At 58.6% G+C, this 19,670-nt stretch carries 15 protein-coding genes; 6 read left to right on the top strand and 9 right to left on the bottom strand.

The annotated features are described in order from the left end of the window. Window positions 1-8 precede the first annotated feature (8 nt). Entirely contained in the window at window positions 9-983 is a 975-nt protein-coding gene (cysK, locus tag FHK95_RS06470; RefSeq protein WP_150303773.1) for a cysteine synthase A, read from the bottom strand. A 97-nt stretch (window positions 984-1,080) separates the two neighbouring features. On the opposite strand from cysK, the gene FHK95_RS06465 reads away from it, so the two are divergent. The 3 genes from FHK95_RS06465 to FHK95_RS06455 all read left to right on the top strand — a co-directional run bounded on the left by FHK95_RS06465 (window position 1,081) and on the right by FHK95_RS06455 (window position 4,484). Continuing rightward, window positions 1,081-2,163 (top strand): AsmA family protein, encoded by a 1,083-nt coding sequence (locus FHK95_RS06465; RefSeq protein ID WP_150303772.1) that lies wholly within the window; start codon window positions 1,081-1,083, stop codon window positions 2,161-2,163. A 148-nt stretch (window positions 2,164-2,311) separates the two neighbouring features. Further along, window positions 2,312-3,157: an AAA family ATPase gene (locus FHK95_RS06460; protein ID WP_150303771.1), complete on the top strand. Its 846-nt coding sequence runs from the start codon at window positions 2,312-2,314 to the stop codon at window positions 3,155-3,157. Between the two features lie 148 nt (window positions 3,158-3,305). After that, window positions 3,306-4,484, top strand: coding sequence for a vWA domain-containing protein (locus FHK95_RS06455; RefSeq protein ID WP_150303770.1), 1,179 nt, complete (start codon window positions 3,306-3,308; stop codon window positions 4,482-4,484). Between the two features lie 58 nt (window positions 4,485-4,542). Here FHK95_RS06455 and FHK95_RS06450 read toward each other — a convergent pair whose 3' ends face one another. From FHK95_RS06450 to FHK95_RS06410, 8 genes are all read right to left on the bottom strand, one after another. Continuing rightward, the gene (locus FHK95_RS06450; protein ID WP_150303769.1) at window positions 4,543-5,226 is read right to left on the bottom strand and encodes a Fe2+-dependent dioxygenase; all 684 of its coding nucleotides are present in this window, start codon (window positions 5,224-5,226) and stop codon (window positions 4,543-4,545) included. Then, window positions 5,226-6,332 carry an alpha-hydroxy acid oxidase gene (locus tag FHK95_RS06445; protein WP_150303768.1) on the bottom strand — a complete coding sequence of 369 codons (1,107 nt, stop codon included), beginning with the start codon at window positions 6,330-6,332 and terminating at the stop codon, window positions 5,226-5,228. Before FHK95_RS06445 ends, FHK95_RS06450 begins: the two co-directional genes overlap by 1 nt. An 84-nt stretch (window positions 6,333-6,416) precedes the next feature. Next, a complete protein-coding gene (locus tag FHK95_RS06440; RefSeq protein WP_150303767.1) occupies window positions 6,417-8,711 on the bottom strand; it encodes a TonB-dependent receptor in 2,295 nt (764 codons plus the stop codon). A gap of 24 nt (window positions 8,712-8,735) precedes the next feature. Continuing rightward, the gene (locus FHK95_RS20020) at window positions 8,736-9,593 is read right to left on the bottom strand and encodes a TonB family protein (RefSeq protein ID WP_178114727.1); all 858 of its coding nucleotides are present in this window, start codon (window positions 9,591-9,593) and stop codon (window positions 8,736-8,738) included. Then, window positions 9,590-10,009: an ExbD/TolR family protein gene (locus FHK95_RS06425; RefSeq protein ID WP_150303764.1), complete on the bottom strand. Its 420-nt coding sequence runs from the start codon at window positions 10,007-10,009 to the stop codon at window positions 9,590-9,592. Before FHK95_RS06425 ends, FHK95_RS20020 begins: the two co-directional genes overlap by 4 nt. A gap of 4 nt (window positions 10,010-10,013) precedes the next feature. Next, entirely contained in the window at window positions 10,014-10,430 is a 417-nt protein-coding gene (locus FHK95_RS06420) for an ExbD/TolR family protein (protein ID WP_150303763.1), read from the bottom strand. Next, window positions 10,430-11,098: a MotA/TolQ/ExbB proton channel family protein gene (locus FHK95_RS06415; protein ID WP_150303762.1), complete on the bottom strand. Its 669-nt coding sequence runs from the start codon at window positions 11,096-11,098 to the stop codon at window positions 10,430-10,432. The genes FHK95_RS06420 and FHK95_RS06415 overlap by 1 nt, the downstream gene beginning before the upstream one ends. 117 nt (window positions 11,099-11,215) lie before the next feature. Next, complete coding sequence (locus tag FHK95_RS06410; protein ID WP_150303761.1) at window positions 11,216-11,689, bottom strand: MaoC family dehydratase; 474 nt, start codon at window positions 11,687-11,689, stop codon at window positions 11,216-11,218. Between the two features lie 265 nt (window positions 11,690-11,954). Between FHK95_RS06410 and FHK95_RS06405 the strand changes: the two genes are divergently transcribed. The 3 genes from FHK95_RS06405 (at window position 11,955) to hrpA (ending at window position 19,653) form a co-directional block, all read left to right on the top strand. Next, window positions 11,955-13,640, top strand: coding sequence for a long-chain-fatty-acid--CoA ligase (locus tag FHK95_RS06405; RefSeq protein WP_150303760.1), 1,686 nt, complete (start codon window positions 11,955-11,957; stop codon window positions 13,638-13,640). Between the two features lie 338 nt (window positions 13,641-13,978). Then, window positions 13,979-15,667 (top strand): long-chain-fatty-acid--CoA ligase FadD1, encoded by a 1,689-nt coding sequence (gene fadD1, locus FHK95_RS06400; protein WP_150303759.1) that lies wholly within the window; start codon window positions 13,979-13,981, stop codon window positions 15,665-15,667. Between the two features lie 92 nt (window positions 15,668-15,759). After that, on the top strand, window positions 15,760-19,653 hold the full coding sequence (gene hrpA, locus FHK95_RS06395) for an ATP-dependent RNA helicase HrpA (protein WP_150303758.1): 3,894 nt from the start codon (window positions 15,760-15,762) through the stop codon (window positions 19,651-19,653). Window positions 19,654-19,670: the final 17 nt, after the last annotated feature.

Raw genomic sequence — 19,670 nt, 5'->3', positions numbered from 1 at the left:
TCGCCGAATTACTGCACCAGCTCCTGCTCGCTGAACATGTCTTCGAAGAGCATGCTGGACAGGTAGCGCTCACCGGAGTCGGGCAGGATAACGACTATCATCTTGCCCTGCATTTCAGGGAGTTGCGCCATTCGAACCGCAGTGGCCATGGCGGCACCGCAAGATATACCGCAGAGAATGCCTTCCTCGCGCATCAGCCGCAGGGCCATGCTCTTGGATTCCTCGTCGGTCACCAGCTCGACGCGATCGACCATGCTCATATCGAGGTTCTTGGGAACGAAACCGGCTCCAATACCCTGAATCTTGTGCGGACTGGGCTTTACCTCTTCACCAGCCAGCGTCTGGCTGATAACGGGCGATGTCGCTGGCTCCACTGCGACGGACATGATGGGTTTGCCGCACTGGTTCTTTATATAGCGCGATATGCCGGTTAATGTCCCGCCTGTGCCCACCCCTGAAACCAATACGTCTATCGAGCCACCGGTGTCTTTCCAGATTTCCGGGCCGGTGGTTTTTTCATGAATATCGGGGTTGGCCGGGTTCTCGAACTGTTGCAGTAATAGGTGGTGTTCAGGGTCGGACGCGGCGATTTCCTGCGCTTTCTGGATGGCGCCTTTCATGCCCTGGGCTGGCTCAGTCAGTACCAGCTCCGCGCCGAGTGCCTTGAGCACCTTGCGCCGTTCCAGACTCATCGACGCCGGCATGGTCAGGATGAGTTTGTAGCCCCGAGCAGCCGCCACGTAGGCCAGTGCGATACCGGTATTACCAGAGGTAGGCTCGACGATGGTCATTCCCGGCTTCAGGCGACCGCTGCCCTCGGCATCCCAGACCATGCTTGCACCAATCCGGCATTTGACAGAATACGCGGGGTTGCGCCCCTCGATTTTCGCCAGGATATCGACGCCCTTGGGGCCGAGGCGGTTAATTCTGATCAGCGGCGTATTGCCGATAGATTGCGAATTGTCAGCATAAATATGGCTCATGGAATGATCCTCTTGTTAGAACCTGTGCCCTGATGATAAGGCGCTTCGATCAAGCTGGATTCGCTGAACCGACACCCCACCGGGAGGTCAGTTAAGTATGAAAAAGTCTTTAAGCATCCTGCTCATCGTGCTCGTGATTATAGCGCTTTCGCTAGTGGCGCTGCGCGTGGCGTTGCCCGACATTGTTCGCGATACGCTGAACGACAAGATGGCCAACATGGGTGAAGACTACCGAGGAGAAGTCGAGGATGTCGAGCTGGCTATCTGGCGCGGCGCGGCAACGCTGCAAAATGTGAGCGTGCACAAGATCCAGGATAACGAGCAAGTGCCGTTCTTTAAGGTGCCGCAAGCAGATCTGTCCCTACGCTGGGCGCCGCTGATCAAGGAGCAGATACTGGCGATCAGTATTCACCTGATCGAGCCTGAGCTTAATTTCGTCGATGGTCCCGAGGGCCAGGATCAGTACGGCGACGAAGTCGATTGGCGCGATACCGTCAAGGAGTTGCTGCAGGTCGAGATTGACGAGTTCCATTACGACAATGGTCGTGTGCATTTCCGCAATTTCACATCGGATCCGCCGGTCAACGTCTACGCTACCAATGTCAATGTCATGGTTTATAACCTGACCAATGCCGAAGACAAAGATGGCTCGAGAGACGCCCGCCTCGAAGGCACGGCTGACTTTCTTGATCACGCACCGCTCGAAGCTCAGGCAAACTTTGATCCATTGCTGCGCTTTGAAAATTTCGATGCGCGCATGCGGCTGGAAGGACTTGATCTGACCCGGCTGAACGATTTCGCAGCGGCCTACGGCAATTTCGACTTCGAGGCTGGCAATGGCGAAGTTTTGATGGAAATAGAAGCCGAGGAGAGCCAGTTGAGCGGCTACATCAAGCCACTGATGCGTGATGTGGAGATATTCGATTTCGAGCAGGATGTAGCCAACGAAGATAAAGGCTTCTTCCGCGGGATCTGGGAGGCCCTGGTTCACGGCGGCGAAGAAATCCTGTCCAACCCCTCAGCGGACCAGTTCGCCACCCGTATTGAGCTGCAGGGGTCGCTGGATGATCCTGACGTCAGTGCACTCCAGGCCTTCTTCGCTATTCTGCAAAACGCCTTCGTCGAAGCCTTTTCTCCCCAATTCGAGCGCGCCCTGGGCACGGAGGAAGGCGAGTCCTGATCGCTGTCTTATACTGACTGATGACAGTCATTCAGGCGGCGAATGTGTGGCCTTCGTTTACACCCGATCGACCTCCAAGCTATAGTTTCGCCCTTGTTTATCCCTGTATCGCCTGGTTCAGCCGGGCTTTCGTCCGAGGAATTCCCCGATGAAGTTCGAAGGCACTCAGTCTTATGTCGCCACTGACGACCTGAAGCTGGCGGTTAACGCTGCCATTACCCTGGAACGCCCACTGCTGATCAAGGGTGAGCCCGGCACCGGCAAGACCATGCTGGCAGAGGAGTTGGCCGAGTCTCTGGGCGCCAAGTTGATCACCTGGCACATCAAGTCGACTACCAAGGCGCACCAGGGCCTGTATGAATATGATGCGGTCAGCCGCCTGCGCGATTCCCAGCTGGGCGTCGACAAGGTGCATGACGTTCGCAACTATATAAAGAAGGGTAAGTTGTGGGAGGCGTTCGAATCCGAAGAGCGCGCTATCCTGCTGATCGACGAGATCGACAAGGCGGATATCGAGTTCCCGAATGATCTGCTGCAGGAACTCGACAAGATGGAGTTCTATGTCTACGAGACGAACGAAACCATCAAAGCTGACAAACGCCCAATCATTATCATCACCTCGAATAACGAAAAAGAACTGCCGGACGCCTTCCTGCGTCGGTGCTTTTTCCATTACATCGCCTTCCCTGATCGCGACACCATGCAGAAGATCGTCGACGTGCATTACCCGGAGATCAAGAAAGAGCTGGTATCCGAGGCGATGGACATCTTTTTCGATGTGCGCAAGGTCCCCGGGTTGAAGAAAAAACCGTCAACCTCTGAACTGGTCGACTGGCTCAAGCTGCTCATGGCCGATCAGATTCCCGAAGCCGTGCTGCGCGACCGTGATCCGACCAAGGCAATTCCGCCGCTATATGGCGCTTTGATCAAGAACGAGCAGGACGTACAGCTGCTGGAACGCCTGGCATTCATGACACGTCGGCAGAATCGCTGATATGGCGTAAGCCAGGGCTCCGGAAGATCGGCGCAACCCAGCACGGGGTGCGCCCTAGCCGGGGCAGTGTTGTTACAGACGGGGGATTCCAGGTTCGCCCAGCGCGCCTCGAATAGTCCGTCTACCCGAAGATCAAGGGGGGTGCCTGATGTTACTGGGCCTGTTCAACGAAATGCGTGCAGCCAAGGTGCCGGTATCGGTGCGCGAGCTGCTGGATCTGATCAATGCGCTGAAACACCATGTGGTTTTCGCCGACATGGACGAGTTTTATTATCTTGCGCGCACGGTCATGGTCAAGGACGAACGCCATTTCGATAAATTCGATCGGGCGTTCGGTTCCTATTTCAAGGGGCTGGAAAGTCTCGATCAGCTGCTTGAGGCGCTGATTCCCGAGGATTGGCTGCGCAAGGAGTTCGAGCGCATGCTGACCGACGAAGAAAGAGAGAACATCAAGTCGCTTGGTGGTCTGGATAAGTTGATCGAGGAGTTCAAGAAGCGCCTCGAGGAACAGAAGGAACGTCACGCCGGCGGCAATAAATGGATCGGCACCGGTGGCACCAGCCCCTTCGGCTCGGGTGGCTATAACCCGGAAGGCATCCGCGTCGGTGATGCGGGCAAGCGTCAGGGCAAGGCCGCCAAGGTCTGGGACAAGCGCGAATACAAGAACCTCGACGATCAGGTAGAGCTCGGTACGCGGAACATGAAAATCGCGCTGCGCCGGCTGCGCAAGTTTGCCCGGCAGGGCGCGGCCGATGAGCTGGATATCGACGGAACCATCGATCACACCGCCCGCGACGGTGGTCTGCTGAATATTCAGATGCGGCCCGAACGGCGTAACGCTGTGAAGCTATTGCTGTTGTTTGATATCGGCGGCTCCATGGATGCGCACATCAAGGTGTGTGAGGAGCTGTTCTCCGCCTGCCGCACCGAGTTCAAGCACCTCGAGTATTACTACTTTCATAATTGCGTGTATGAGTCGGTGTGGAAAAACAACCTACGCCGGACAGCCGAACGTACATCCACGCAGGATTTGCTGAACAAGTATGGCGCGGACTACAAGGTGATATTCGTCGGTGACGCTGCGATGGCGCCTTATGAAATTACCCAACCAGGCGGCAGCGTCGAGCACTGGAACGAGGAGGCCGGCCACGTTTGGATTCAGCGTTTCACCGAGAAGTACAAGAAGCTTATCTGGATCAACCCCTATCCGAAGGATGCCTGGGACTACACCACCTCAACGCGCATTGTCCGGGATCTCATTGAAGACCGCATGTATCCGTTGACGCTGGAAGGCCTGGAAGAGGGGATGAAGTTCCTGGCCAAATAGCCGGGACAAACTGGCCGGCTCGTCAAGCACCCGCTGCGCTCCAGCGGGTGCCAACGGGCTAGACCTCAGCCCAGCGACGTAACAGGTTATGGTAGACCCCGGTCAGCTGCAGGATGTCCGGGTCAGCCTTCGGCTGGCGCGGCGTCAGCGCCTGAATCGACTGGTCCAGATCAAACAGCAGCGTGCGCTTACCTTCGTCCCGTACCATGCTCTGAATCCAGAAAAACGCGCACACCCGAGTCCCACGGGTAACCGGCTCTACGCGATGCAGGCTGGAAGAGGGATACAACACCAGATCGCCGGCCGCCAGCTTGACCTGCTGCGCGCCAAAGGCCGTCTCGATCGTCAGTTCGCCACCCTCGTATTGCTCCGGCTCACAGAGAAACAGCGTCGCCGACAGATCGCTGCGCAAGGTACCGTGGTTACCTGGCAAGGGCATCACCGCGCCGTCAACGTGGGCACCATAGTGGCCGCCATTACTGTAGCTATTGAACTTCGGCGGATAGATCTTTTCCGGCAAGGCAGCCGAAATAAACAGTGGATGACTGCCCAGCCGGCGCAGGATGTGATTGCCAAGCTCTACCGCTACGGAAGCGTTTTCGTCGATCTGCTGGTTCTGCTTCACCCCGGCGGCAAGGCTGCCCGCCGTTTTCAGTCCATTCTGCCAGTCGGTCTGATCCAGATGCTGACGGAACTGTCGTACTTCATCCTTGTTCAGCACGTTGTCGATGACTATCAGCATCAGCTGTCTCCTGTCAGGCAGCGAGTGGTTATGTCGTCCAGTGTTGGCGTACCGGCGAGCGCCATGCACAGCTCCAACTCATCACGCAGCAGTTTCAGCATATGCGCTACGCCCAGCGCGCCGGCCACTGCCAGGGCGTAACCCTGCAGCCGCCCGATCAGTACCGCATCCGCGCCACAGGCCAATGCCTTGAATATGTCCGTTCCGCTGCGAATGCCGCCGTCCAGCAGCAATGGGTAATCGGCGCCGAGCGCTGCGCGTATTGCGGGGAGGCAGTGCAGGCTGGCGGGCGCGCCATCGAGGGACCGGCCACCGTGGTTGGAGACGATCTGGCCGGCAACGCCCATGGCTTTCAGGCGCAGGGCATCATCCGGATGGCTGACGCCTTTAACGATAATGGGCAGGCGAGTCTGGGTCAGTAACCAGTCCACATCGATCCAGCCCGGTGCTTCGGACATCATGCCGTGCAGCAGAATGCTTTGGCCTGGCTTGAGAGCGACTTGCTGAAGCGGCTCGCAATTGACCAGGTTCGCAGGCGCTAACGCCGGCGGCAGGCGAAAGCCGGCGAGTTGAGCGCGGCGGCTCAACGGCTGAACCGGTGCGTCTAGCGTTAAAACAATTGCCTGGTAACCGGCGCTCTCGGCGCGGTGCAGCAGCCGCAAGGTGTCATCGCGCCGAGGCTGACAATACAGCTGGAACCATTTGGGGCCAGAGGTCGCGGCAGCGACTTCTTCCATGGCCAATGAACTGAGGGTGCTGGCGACCAGGCAGGTAACGGTGGCCTCGGCTGCCCGAGCCACTGCGCGTTCGCCATCGGTGTGCAGTAAACGCTGATGACCAAGCGGCGCCAGAAGCGCCGGGTGCTCGAGAGGGGTGCCGCACAATGTCCGACGTGTGCTGGCCTGGCGGAAGTCATTCAGCAGCCGCGGGAGAATCTGCAGTGAAGCAAACGCCTCACGATTGGCCCGCAATGTCTGCTCGGTGCCGCTGCCGCCGGCAAGCCAGGCCAGCGTCGGTGCAGCAATATAATCGGCCGCGCGAGTTTCATAATCCGCGGCAGAGAGAATGTCGGCTGGAATCTGCTCCAGCGGGGGGTGAATTGTCATCTTGAATCCTGACGTGCCTGAGTACGGGCGGGGCCCAGGGCGAACCCCGGTGAGGATATCACCGGCGTCCGCCTGCGGTACGAATCAGAATTCGTAGGCCAGGGTCAGCCGCGCGTTGCGACGGTCGCCAATATAGGCGAACGAACCGCTACGGTAGGAAGCGAGATAGTAGTCCTCGTTGGTGACGTTGTTCACGTTCAAGCGTGCCGACAGGTTCTTGTTGAACTGGTAGTTGGCGAATGCATCGTAAACGGTGTAGGCGGGCACATGACGGTCGCCGGCGGCGGCGTCAGGTTGGCCGGCAAAGACCTCGCTGCGGTAGGTGCTTGCCGCGCCCACTGCCAGTTCCGGTGTCAGCTGATAGCGCATCTGCACGTAGAGGCTCTTGTCGGCGAACTGTGCCAGCGTTCCCCCTTCGTTTTCCTCGTTGACGCTATCAACAATCTCGGCATTCATCACCGCCGCGCCGACCACTGTGCTCAGCTTGTCGGTGATGTTACCGGCTGCGCTGACTTCGAATCCGTGCACGCGGTTCTTGCCCGTGTTCAGGGTGCCGGTGGTTTCATAATCGGCGCCTTCCATGACGTCATCCTTGGTGATGTGGAACGCTGCAGCGGTCAGCAACAGCTTCTCATTCATCAGATTCCACTTGGTGCCGAGTTCGTAGTTGACCGACTTCTCCGGCTTGCTTTCACCGATCAGGTCGGCGCTGCCACACAGGCCGCCATAACCGCAGTTGCCGCCAACATCCGACTCGCCGCCGTTGATTTCAGCAGAGGTGCTGTAGGTGGCGTAGACATTGCCATGCTGGTTGATCTTATAGGTCAGGCCAAGGTGCCCGTTCCACAAGGTATCGGAGTAATCGTACTTGGTTGTCACGCCATCGCGGCCGGTAACCTTATTGGTGTAATCGAAGCGGTCGGCGCGGATGCCGGCGGCCAGGATCCACTTATCGGTCAGGTCGATGGTGTCCATCAGGGACAGGGAGAGGGTGTCGATGGAGTAGTCGGAGGTTTTGCTGTCCTTCGCGTAGCTGCGCTGGAACAGCTCGTCGATGTCGGCCACTTCGTTGCCGGCTGGATCGATGATGCAGTAACCCGGCGATGAACCCCCGCGGCCGGGCAGCACACAGTTGGGCGCGCCGTTGTTGGAAATGTCATAACGACCGTTCGCTACGTCGTGCTTGCTGTACTCGGTACTGAACACAAACTGGTTACGCTTGCCGCCCAGTTCGGTATCGAAATACAGGTTGGTGATGTTGGCGAAGTAGTCGACTTCCTGCCAGCCGTTATGCGTGCTCAGGCCGATGGTCGGCGTGCCGGTGACCAGATCGGTGTTGCCGCGTGCTCCGGTAACGATATATCCGTTCTCCGTGGTGCCGTAGCGCATGGCATTTTCCAGGCGCAGGTTATCGGTGAAATCGTAGCCGACGCGGAAGGTGATGGTTTCCACGTCCGACTCGAGAAAGTCGTTCTTCTGCGCGTACACCGGGATGTCATCGTTGGGTTCGTTGTCGGCGTCCAGATAGGAGCCCAGGTCAGGTTTGTCCTTGGCATCCAGGTAATAATAGTCAGCCTTGAAATCGAGTCTGTCAGTTGCCTGCCAGGCGCCGGCGAGGGCAATACCGTTACGCTCTCTGTCGGCGGGTTCGCGATCGGGGACGTCTTCGTAGGTATGCAGCAGATTCAGGCGCACGGCGACGTCATCACTGATGGCCAGGTTGCTGTCGAGCGTGGCGCGGCGATGATTATCCGTACCCACACCGCCTTGAAGCGTGTTGAAGCTGTATTCGGAGCTGGCCTGCTTGGTCACACCGTTAATCGCCCCGCCGGTTGAGCCACGGCCTGCGAAGGTAGAGCTTGGCCCTTTGGTAATTTCGACCTGTTCCAGCGCAAAGCTTTCACGGGTGGTCATGCCCGGATCGCGCAAACCGTCGACAAACACATCGCTGCGCGCCTCATGGCCACGAATGACGTAGCGGTCACCGAAGGCGTTGCCGTTCTCGCCCGTGCCCAGGGTAATACCAGGCTGCGCTGCGAGAATTTCCTTGAGATCGTCCTTGCCCGAATCCTGAATCTGCGTCTGGGTGAGGACGGTGATGGTCTGGGGCGTTTCAGCCAGTGGCTTGACCTTGCGCTTGTCCCCGGAATATTTCGCTTTGTAGGGTGCGCCGGGCTCGGCATAGGGGTTGGTGTCGAGAGTGCGCTCTTCAATCTGCAGCGTGTCCAGCTCGAAGGTTTCTTCTTGCTGCGCGAAGGCCGCTGGGCTGCACAAAGCGGCAGAAATGCTGAGCGCCAGTGCGCTGGGCGCGCCAAAAGCAGGCCTGGCGGTATGGCGCAGGCTCATGGGTCGCAAGGTTTTTACATTATTCGCAGACATTCTCATTTCAGTCCTTGTTGGCGTCTATCGGGTGATAAGTGAGTACTCAACGGGAACAGCCAGGGAGATCCGCTCACGGCCCATCGAGTCCGGGATGGGCGGTAACGGATTAGCCTTGGCCAGCATGTCGAGCGCAGCCTGATCCAGCTCGGGATTGCCGGAGCTTTTCTTGATGGATGCGCTCAGAACCTGTCCGTCACGGTCGATGGAAAACTGCAGGACGACGGTGCCCTGGATCTTTTCCTTCTTCAGGTGCGGTGGGTATTCCTTGTGTCGATTCAACCAACCCATCAGCTCGGCGAAGTAGCTCTTGGCATCGCCCTTGCTGCCACCTGCCTGGCGAGTCGACTCGCGACCTGTTGCGCGGGTGGAAGCGGCGGCGCTGGTCTTACGTGGCTTGGTTTGTTGTTGCGGCGCGGGCGCTGAGGATTCATCGCGCTCGGGACGATCCGCTGTGGGCGTGGTTTTTTGCGGCTCGCTCCGGGCGACCTTGATGTCCGCCGCTTTCGGCTCGTGTTTGCTAACCGATTTGACCACAGGCTTGGGCTGCGGCTTTTCGACTGGCTTGGGCTTGGGCTTGGGCTTGGGCTCGGGTTCTGGCTTGGGTTTCGGTTCTGGTTCTGGTTCTGGTTTGGGTTTGGGCTCAGGCTCGGGTTGCGGATCGGCAACCGGCTCAGGCGCTACCACCGGTTCTGGTGCGCTTTGTTCCGCGACATCGGCGTAGCTGCCGGCCATGCCCAGTCCTATCTCCAATCCGAACTCGCCATCGTCCTCGGCCGAGCTAACGTTCTCCATCGGACGGCTGGCCAGGGCGAGGGCGAGACCGACATGCAATATCAGGGCAACGGTGAAGGCGCTGATCCATATGCGTGACGGGATCATTCGGCCTCCGTATACAAGGTGTGCAGCGTGATGGTGTTGACGCCCAGATCGCGGAGCTGGGTGAATACTGTGTCCAGGTCAGCTGCGGTGGCGTCACGGTCCGCGCGCAGCGCTACGCGTATGTCGGTCTCCTCGGCTGCCAGTGAGGTGATGCGCTGGGCAAGCGCGGCGGCATCCACCGGTTGACCATCAAGCGTTAATGCACCGGCCGAATTCATCGCCAATTCGACTTTTGCGGGTTCCAGCGCAAGGCGGCTGGCCGAGCTTGGCGGGCTGATGGCGGGGTCCTGCTGCTGGGCAATCTGCCCGCCGACCATAAAGAAAATGAGCAGCAAGAAGACGATATTGATCAGCGGGATGAGGCTGTCATCAGCGGTGCGGGACCCATGCCTTGGCAATAATGAAGGATTGAACATGAGGTTAACGTGCTCCCTGCTCGTTAACCGCTGGCTGGACCACGCCGCCCATGGTGACTGCTATTCCCAGCTGCTTGAGCTCTTCGAGACGGCTGACGATCACCTGCACCCGTGCATCGGCTTCGGGTATCAGAATCAGCGGCCGAGCGTCAGCGAAGGCGTTAACCGGGACGCTTTGTGCAGCGTCTATTTCAACGGAGCCATCAGCCAGCCGCAGTGAACCATCGCTGCGCAGAATGAGGCCCTGGGGTTCAACGTCTACCGGGTTATCGCTGGCCACCGGCGAGTGAAAATCGACGGCTTTCCACTGACTGAACGTCGAGGTCAGCATGAAGAACATCAGCAGGATGAAGACCACGTCGATCAGCGCAGTGAGGCTGATTTTGCTTGCCTTGCGGCTATACAGTGCGGCCGGCTGCATCAGGCGAGCTTCAACCGGGATTTGGCATCCACCTGGGCGGTGCTCCGGGCGGCTTGAAGGCTGAGCAAATGCTCGAGATCGTTCTGGATCAGTCCGGCCTGAAATTCGACCCGGCGCTCAAGCCAGCTATGCGCCAGTGAGACCGGAATGGCCACGGCAAGACCCACGGCGGTGGTGAGCAGTGCCACCCAGATGCCGCCGGACAACACGGCTGGGTTGACCTGGGTGCCAGCCGCTTCCATCGCTTGAAAGGCTTCGATCATGCCCAGTACGGTGCCCAGCAAACCCAGCAATGGGGCCAGCGTGGCAATAACTTCGAGAATACGCAGATAGCGGGCCAGCCCCGATATGGCTTGCCGCGCCTGGCGCATGACTTCCTTATACAGCGCCTCGCCTTGGAGTCTGCCGCTGTCGATCAGTTGCAGAGTCTGGGCAATCAAGTATGGACGGGGAGCGCGTCGACCTTTTACCAGCACCAGCGCCTGAGAATGGTCGCCATTGGCGACGTGCGCGATCGCTTGCTCTGCGACCGCATCCCCGCCATCGCGCATTGTCCAGAACTGGGCGATCTTGACCAGCGCTACGGTCAAGGCGATGACCGAGAATAACGCCAGAATCCAGACGACCGGGCCGCCAAGTGAGAGTATGTCCAGAACCGAAGCGAGCATGTGCATTAACCCTAATCCCAATGAGAAGGATTCGCATTCTACTTAATGGGTAGGGTTCTGCAACAAATTTTTACTTTTGGCACTCCGTCCAGGGTACGGGGTGCCAAACGCGACACACTAAGGGGCGATGGAGACTGCCGGCAGAGCAGGGCGTGGCAAACTGACCTTCTCGGTTGGCGCCATGACCGTGGCGACACCCTCCACGACTTTTTTGCCGTCCTGATTGAATACAGGCGTAGCAATGCGTACCCGGTTTTTGGGCAGTTTCTCGAGGATTTCGAGTTCAATACGAATTTCGTCACCCAGGCGCACCGGGCGAAGGAAACTCAACTCCTGGCCTATATAGATGGTGCCCGGGCCAGGGAGCTCGCAGGCGATGGTCGCGGATATGAATGCACCCGCTAACATGCCGTGGGCGATGCGGCCTTTAAAGGGAGTAGCCGCCGCGAAATCCTCATCAAGGTGCACGGGGTTCACGTCGCCGGATACCTCGGCAAACAGGATCAGATCACGTTCCGTGACGGTGTGAGTGATGCTGGCTGTATCGCCAACCTTGAGTTCGTCATATGGGCGGTTTTCGAGCAGGGGCATAAAGGAGCTCCGGATTTTGGGTGGTGGACGAATATTGCCGCGGTACAGCGACGGCGGAATAAAGCTGATTCTAGCGCAGTTGCAACTTGTAACATCAGTTCTCAAAAACCTTGGCGAGACCCGGTTACAGATGCCATATTCATGTCACTGATGACGCGTTTCTGTATTTTGCATCAGCCATGGTTACTGGTAGCTTGCTGGGCACAGTTGCGCCCGCTCAGTCGTTGTAGGCCGCGAATCAAACAATCGGGAGAGGACAAAAATAATGGATGCAGCATTTTGGGACGACAAACGGCCCGCCGGCGTTCCTAACGACATAGATCTGAGTCAGTACAGTTCAATAATCGATGTCTTCGAGCGATCCTGCAGCAAGTATGCTGAGCGACCCGCTTTCACTTGCATGGGCACTACGCTGACCTATGGTGAGCTGGAGAAACAGGCAGGTGCCTTTGCCAGCTATCTGCAACATCACACCGACCTGCAACCCGGTGACCGGATTGCTATTCAGATGCCCAACGTCTTGCAGTTTCCGGTCGCCGTATTCGGCGCGATCCGCGCTGGCCTTATTGTGGTCAATACCAACCCGCTGTATACCGCCCGGGAAATGCGTCACCAATTCACCGATTCGGGCGCCAAGGCACTGGTGTATATGAACGTGTTTGGCCATCTGGTTGAACAGGTGTTGCCTGACACTGAAATAAAACATCTCTTTGAAGCGCGCATGGGTGACATGCTGCCTACGCTCAAGGGCGCTCTGACCAACCTTGCAGTCAAGCATGTGCGCAAACTGGTGCCCGAATACAATCTCCCTGGCGCAATCTCCTTCAAGACCGCGCTTGCCCGGAGCAAAGGCAATTCGCCTCGCCAGGTGAGCAAGACGCTCGAGGATATTGCGGTACTTCAGTACACCGGCGGCACTACCGGTCCGTCGAAGGGTGCAATGCTGACGCACAGTAATCTGGTCGCGAACATGTTGCAGGTTTACGCCAACATGCAGCAGCTCGACAAGAATGGTCAGAAGATCATGAGCGACGAGGGGGAGGTCATCATTGCGCCTCTGCCGCTGTACCACATCTTTGCTTTTACGGTGAATCTGATGTGCATGATGGTGGCCGGTCACCACAATATTCTCATCACCAATCCGCGGGATATTCCAGGCTTTGTTCAGGAACTGAAGAAGTGGAAGTTCTCCTCCATGGTCGGCTTGAACACGCTATTTGTGGCGTTGATGGATCATCCGGAGTTTGACCAGATCGATTTCTCCAACCTGAAGGGGACCACCTCCGGCGGTACCGCGCTGGTCAAGGCCACCGCCGAGCGCTGGGAAAAGAAGACCGGCAAGGGCATTGGTGAGGGCTATGGCCTGACTGAAGGCTCGCCAGTGGTTTGCTCCAGCCCCAGTGACGGTTTGCAGCGTCTGGGTTATGTCGGGTTGCCGGTTCCTGGTACCGCATTGAAGACCATTGACGATGACGGCAATGAGACCGCTATCGGCGAGCGTGGCGAACTGTGCGTAAAAGGTCCGCAGGTGATGCTGGGGTATTGGCAGCGGCCAGATGCCACTGAAGAAGCCATAGATCAGGATGGCTGGCTGAAAACCGGTGACATAGCCGTCATTGAGAATGACGGTTTCGTTTGTATCGTGGATCGCAAGAAGGATCTGGTCATCGTGTCGGGCTTCAATGTGTACCCCAACGAAATCGAAGATGTGGTCGCTGCTCACCCCAAGGTGGCGAATGCAGCAGTGATAGGCGTGCCGGACGAGAAGTCCGGCGAAGCGGTCAAACTCTTCGTGGTGCCCAACTCGCCCGACCTGACCGTTGAGGAGCTCAAGTCCTACTGCAAGGAGAACTTCACAGGTTACAAGGTACCTCGGCATTACGAGCTGCGAGATTCTCTGCCCATGACACCCGTCGGTAAGATTCTGCGTCGCGAACTGCGCGATAAGTAACCAGGCCTGCAGTGCTGTGCCCATCGTTCGTCGCTGGCGATGGGCACAGCTTTTTCTGACTTCCCGGTCAGTTTGCGCCATGCACTGGCGTTGAGCGCCTGGCCGCTAACCTACCGATGATGTCTCTCCCCGAGACCTCTCTGCGTCTCCCTTCACAGCGCTGCATGCGTCTTTCCGCGTTGCTAGTCGCGCTATGGAAAAACTGCTAATCTTCGGCCACTTTTCGACTCGAATAGAGCAATCGTTCATATTTGCTGCGAAAGTCACATTTATTGCGGAAACCCAAAAAAGCGAATCGGCGGTAGCATGACCGGTCGAGCTAAGGAGCGGGGCAACTAATGCACGAAAATTTCTGGAAGGACAAGTATCCGGCTGGCATCGTTACGGAAATCGATCCTGACCAATACCCCAGTGTGCTGGCTGTATTAAAAGAATCCTGCGAACGCTTCGGCGACAAGCCCGCGTTCAGCAACCTGGGCAAGACCATCACCTACAGTGAGCTGTATCAATTGTCCGGTGAGTTCGCTGCGTACCTGCAGGCGCACTCCGGGCTGCAGCCAGGTGACCGCATTGCCGTCCAGCTTCCCAACGTGCTGCAGTACCCCATTGTGGTGTTCGGTGCCATGCGTGCCGGTTACATCGTTGTGAACACCAATCCGCTGTATACCACCACTGAAATGGAACACCAGTTCAATGACTCCGGCGCCAAGGCGTTGGTCTGTCTGGCGAATATGGCCCATCTCGCGCAGGAAGTGGTGCCGAAAACCGGCGTGAAGCACGTTGTGGTCACCGAAGTAGCTGACATGTTGCCGATGTTCAAACGGCTGCTGATCAATGCCGTCGTCAAGCATGTGAAGAAGATGGTTCCGGACTTCTCTATCCCCGGCTCCACCTCCTTCGTCAAGGCCATGGCCGCCGGCAAGAATGCGAGCCTTACTGAAGCCAGCCCCAAGGCCGATGACACTGCGGTACTGCAATATACCGGTGGCACCACTGGCGTGGCCAAGGGCGCGATGCTTACGCACCGCAACCTGGTCGCCAACATGCTGCAATGCAAGGCGGTGATGCCGGACAATCTGCGGGACGGCGAAGAAGTGTTCATTTGCCCGCTGCCGCTGTATCACATCTACGCGTTTACCTTTCACTGCATGTCCGTGATGGTCACCGGTAATCACAACATTCTGATTACCAATCCCCGGGATATCCCGGCATTCGTCAAGGAAATCTCCAAGGTCAAGTTCAGCGGCTTTGTGGGTCTGAATACGCTGTTCGCCGCGCTGTGCAACGACGATGCGTTCCGCCAGCTGGATTTCAGCGGCATGAAACTGACCCTGTCAGGCGGGATGGCGTTGCAGAAGGCGACAGCCGAGCGCTGGGAGAAGGTCACTGGTTGCAAGGTCTGCGAAGGTTATGGCATGACCGAGACCAGTCCGGTGGTATCGGTAAACCCCGCCAGTGCCGTGCAACTCGGCACCATCGGTCTGCCGGTACCCTCGACCCTGTGCAAGGTCATCGACGATGAAGGCAATGAGCTGGCTATCGGCGAGCGCGGCGAGCTTTGCGTCAAGGGTCCACAGGTCATGAAAGGCTACTGGAAGCGCAAGGAAGCGACTGAAGAAATGCTCAGCGCTGACGGCTGGCTGCAGACCGGCGATATTGCGGTCATCCAGGAAGACGGCTACATGCGCATTGTCGATCGCAAGAAGGACATGATCGTCGTCTCCGGCTTCAATGTGTATCCCAACGAGCTGGAAGACGTGATGGCTGCGATTCCTGGCGTTGTACAGTGCGCCGCCATCGGTATCCCGGATGAAAAGTCCGGCGAAGCGATCAAGGTGTTCCTGGTCAAGGCGCCCGGAAGCGAATTGACCGCCGACCAGGTCAAGACCTACATGCGCGAGAAGCTGACGGCGTACAAGGTGCCTCGCCAGATTGAATTCCGCGATGAGCTGCCCACCACCAACGTAGGCAAGATCCTGCGCCGCGAACTGCGCGACGAGGAATTGAAGAAGCTCGGCGCGAAATAGCACTCCCGCACGGTTCTTTGCGACAATGAGCCCCGCCCGGTAGCCCGGTCGGGGCTTTTGCTTTTTCCGCCATCTGAAACAGACAGGAACGAATGACCGATTTCCATGCGTTAGCCACCAATCTCGATCAGGCCATGTCCGTTGATGGGCACCGCTTGCTGCGACAGCTGCAGGCGCTGGGCAAACACCCTGAGCCAGCGCGGCTTGAGCAATGGCGTGCGCGGTTTGAGCAATCCCGTGCCCGGGTCGAGTCCCGCAAAGCCAGCATTCCGCCGATGCGCTACGACGATGAGCTGCCCATCGCAGCGAAGCGCGCGCAGATCACCGAGGCCATCGCCAATAACCAGGTGGTGGTGATTGCCGGCGAAACCGGCTCGGGCAAGACCACCCAGATTCCCAAGATTTGTCTCGAGCTTGGACGCGGCACGCATGGCCTGATCGGGCACACCCAGCCACGCCGGCTGGCGGCACGCACGGTGGGTAGCCGGGTTGCGGACGAGGTGGGCACAACGCTTGGCGAGCTGGTGGGGTTTCAGGTGCGGTTCACCGATCAGAGCAATGAACGCACGCTGATCAAGCTGATGACTGACGGCATCCTGTTGGCCGAAACCCAGCACGACCGCTTTTTGAACAAGTACGACACGCTGATCATCGACGAAGCCCACGAACGCAGCCTGAATATCGATTTCCTACTGGGCTACCTGAAAACCATTCTGCCCAAGCGCCCTGATCTGAAGGTCATCATTACCTCGGCAACAATCGATCTCGAGCGGTTCTCGGAACACTTCGACGGTGCGCCCATTATCGAGGTGTCCGGCAGAACGCACCCAGTGGATCTGTGGTATCGCCCTTTGGCGTCGGAAAACGACGAAGAGGGCAACCAGATCGAGGAAGACCTGAGCATTGACCAGGGCATCCTCGCCGCGCTGCAGGAACTGGAAGCCCACGAGCGGGCTAATCGCTTGCCGCCCGGCGATGCGCTGGTATTTCTGACCGGCGAACGTGAAATCCGTGATACCGCAGAATATCTGCGCAAAGCCAATCTCCGACACACCGAGATTCTGCCGCTGTATGCACGGCTGTCAGTCTCCGAGCAGCAGAAAATCTTTGCCTCGCATGCCGGACGACGGGTTGTCTTGGCCACCAATGTGGCGGAAACCTCACTCACCGTGCCGGGCATACTCTATGTCATCGATCCCGGCGAAGCGCGCATCAGCCGCTACAGTCCGCGCTCCAAGGTGCAGCGCCTGCCGGTCGAAGCCGTTTCCCAGGCCAGCGCCAACCAGCGCAAAGGGCGTTGCGGGCGGGTGGCGCCGGGCATTTGTGTGCGCCTGTACTCCGAGCAGGATTTCGACAGCCGGCCGGCCTTCACCGACCCCGAAATTCTGCGGACCAATCTGGCCGCCGTCATCCTGCAGATGCTGCACCTGCGCCTGGGACGTATCGAGGACTTTCCGTTTATCGAGCCGCCGGACGGGCGCGCCATCAGTGATGGCTTTAACCTGTTGCTGGAGCTCGGTGCCGTGGACAAGGCCGGCGCGATCAGCGACCTCGGCCGCCAGCTTGCGCGGTTGCCAGTCGATCCGCGCATCGGCCGGATGCTGATCGAGGCGAACACCAATGGCAGCCTGGATGAAGTATTGATTATCGCCAGCGCCCTGGCGGTGCAGGACCCGCGTGAGCGTCCGCTCGAGCGGCAGCAGGCCGCCGATCAGGCGCACAGCCAATGGAAGGATGAAAGCTCGGACTTCGCTGCCTTCATCAATCTATGGCGCGGTTTTGAGTCGCAGCGCCAGGATCTCACTCAGAGCCAGCTGCGCAGCTGGTGCCGGCGCAATTTTCTGAATTATCTGCGCATGCGTGAATGGCGCGAAACGCACCGCCAGATACTCCTGACCTGCCGTGAGCTGAATCTGTCAGTGAACAAAGAGCCGGCAGCTGACGATGCGGTGCACAAGGCGCTGCTCGCCGGCCTGCTCAGCCAGCTGGGCAACCGGACCGAGGAGGGCGATTACGTCGGCGCGCGGCAGCGACGCTTCATGCTGCATCCATCATCGGCCCTGGCGAAGAAACGGCCGGCGTGGGTCATGGTGGCCGAGTTGACCGAGACGCGCAGGCTCTATGGGCGGCTCGCCGCCAAGATCGATCCGCTGTGGGTCGAGCCACTGGCAGGGCATCTGATCAAGACCAGCCACAGCGAGCCGCACTGGGAGAAGAAGCGTGGGCAGGTCGTCGCCTTCGAGCAGGTGACGCTCTACGGATTAATTATCGTGCCTAAACGCAAGGTGCACTTCGGCCCGATAGATCCGGTCGCATCGCGAGAAATCTTTATCCGGCAGGCCCTGGTGGCCGGCGAGTGGCATGGCCGCTCGGCATTCAACAAGGCCAATCAGGCTCTGCTCGAGGAACTGGAAGCGCTTGAAGCCAAGGCACGCAAGCGTGACATCCTGGTGGATGACGAAACCCTGTACCGTTATTTCGATGCGCGGATTCCGGAAAAAATCTACCAATTGGCGAGTTTCGAGCGTTGGCTGAAAAAGGGAAGCCAGGCCGATCCGACGCTCTTGCATATGACTCGCGAGGAGCTGCTGCAGCGGGACGCCAATGAGGTCAGTGTCGAGCAATATCCGGACACCTGGCGCTGGGAACGCGTCGCGCTGCCGCTGACTTATCACTTCGAACCGGGGCATCCGGAGGATGGCGTCACCCTGCGTGTGCCCGCCGCACTGCTCCGGCAGTTGCCCGAGCATCGGCTGGACTGGCTGGTACCAGGCCTGATTTACGACAAATGCCTCGCGCTGGTCCGGGGGTTGCCAAAGCCGTTGCGCAAGAACTTTGTGCCGGTTCCGGACTTTGTGCGCGCCGCCCTTGAGCGTATGCCCTTTGGTCAGGGCAAGCTGACCGAGGTACTCGGCCGTGAGCTCAGCCGCATGACCGGCGCGCGCCTGCCGGAAGATGTCTGGGATGATATTCAGGTGGAAGACCACCTGCTGATGAGGCTGGAGGTTGTGGACGCCGACGGCACGCCGATCGCAACTGGACGCGATTTCAACGCCCTGTGTCGTCAGCTGTCAGGCCAGACCGTGGCGGCGACGGCGCATAGCCAGACCGCGCCACAGCCCACCAGTGCGGGTACGCCGGGTGAATACGCCTTACCGCAGACGGTTAACCGCAAGCAGGCGGGGATCGCCGTGACCTTCTGGCCCGCCTGGGTAGAGGAGGGCGACGAGGTTGTCGAACAGCTCTTTGATATCGAAGGCCAAGCCGAACAGGCCCACAGACGCGGCGTGCAGCGGCTACTGCTGCAGCGATTGCCCGAACAGGTCAAATTCCTCCGCCAGAAAGTCCCGGCATTAAAGGAAGCGGCCATTTATTTTCGCGAGCTGGGTAGTCAGCAGCAGCTGACTGACGACGTATTGCTGGCGGCCATCGATCGTGTATTTCTACCTGCGGAGCACCCGTTGCCACGCGATGCGCAGACACTGCAACGCGCGCTGGAACAGGGTCGGGGTGATTTTGTACCGGCCGCAGAAAAGCTCGCTGCGCAGGTGCTGGACATTCTCAAGATATGGCACCGTATCCAAAAGCGGCTCAAGGGCAAGATCGATCTGTCCTGGGCGCTGGCGCTGAATGACATCCGCGAGCAGCTGGGCGGTCTCATCTTCAAGGGCTTTGTGCGGGAAGTGCCGGCTGAGTGGCTGGACCAATACCCGCGATATCTCAGCGCGCTTGAGCAGCGACTGGACAAATTGTCGGGGCAGGTGCAGCGTGACCGTGTGTGGACCGATGAAATCCAGCAGCTGGTGCAGCAGCATCGCGCCAGGGCGGAGAAATACCGTCAGGAAGGCCGCTGGGACGACCGTCTGGTCACCTGGCGCTGGCTGCTGGAGGAATATCGGGTATCGTTGTTTGCGCAGCAACTCGGTACCCGCGTGCCGGTTTCGGTCAAGCGGCTGAACAAGCTGTGGCAGGAGATTCCCGCTTGATACGGCGCAGTTCAGAT

This window comes from Pseudomonas saliphila (assembly GCF_008638345.1).
Taxonomy (GTDB): domain Bacteria; phylum Pseudomonadota; class Gammaproteobacteria; order Pseudomonadales; family Pseudomonadaceae; genus Halopseudomonas; species Halopseudomonas saliphila.
Note: the sequence above shows the minus strand (reverse complement) of the source record. Positions and strands in the feature narration are given on the sequence as shown.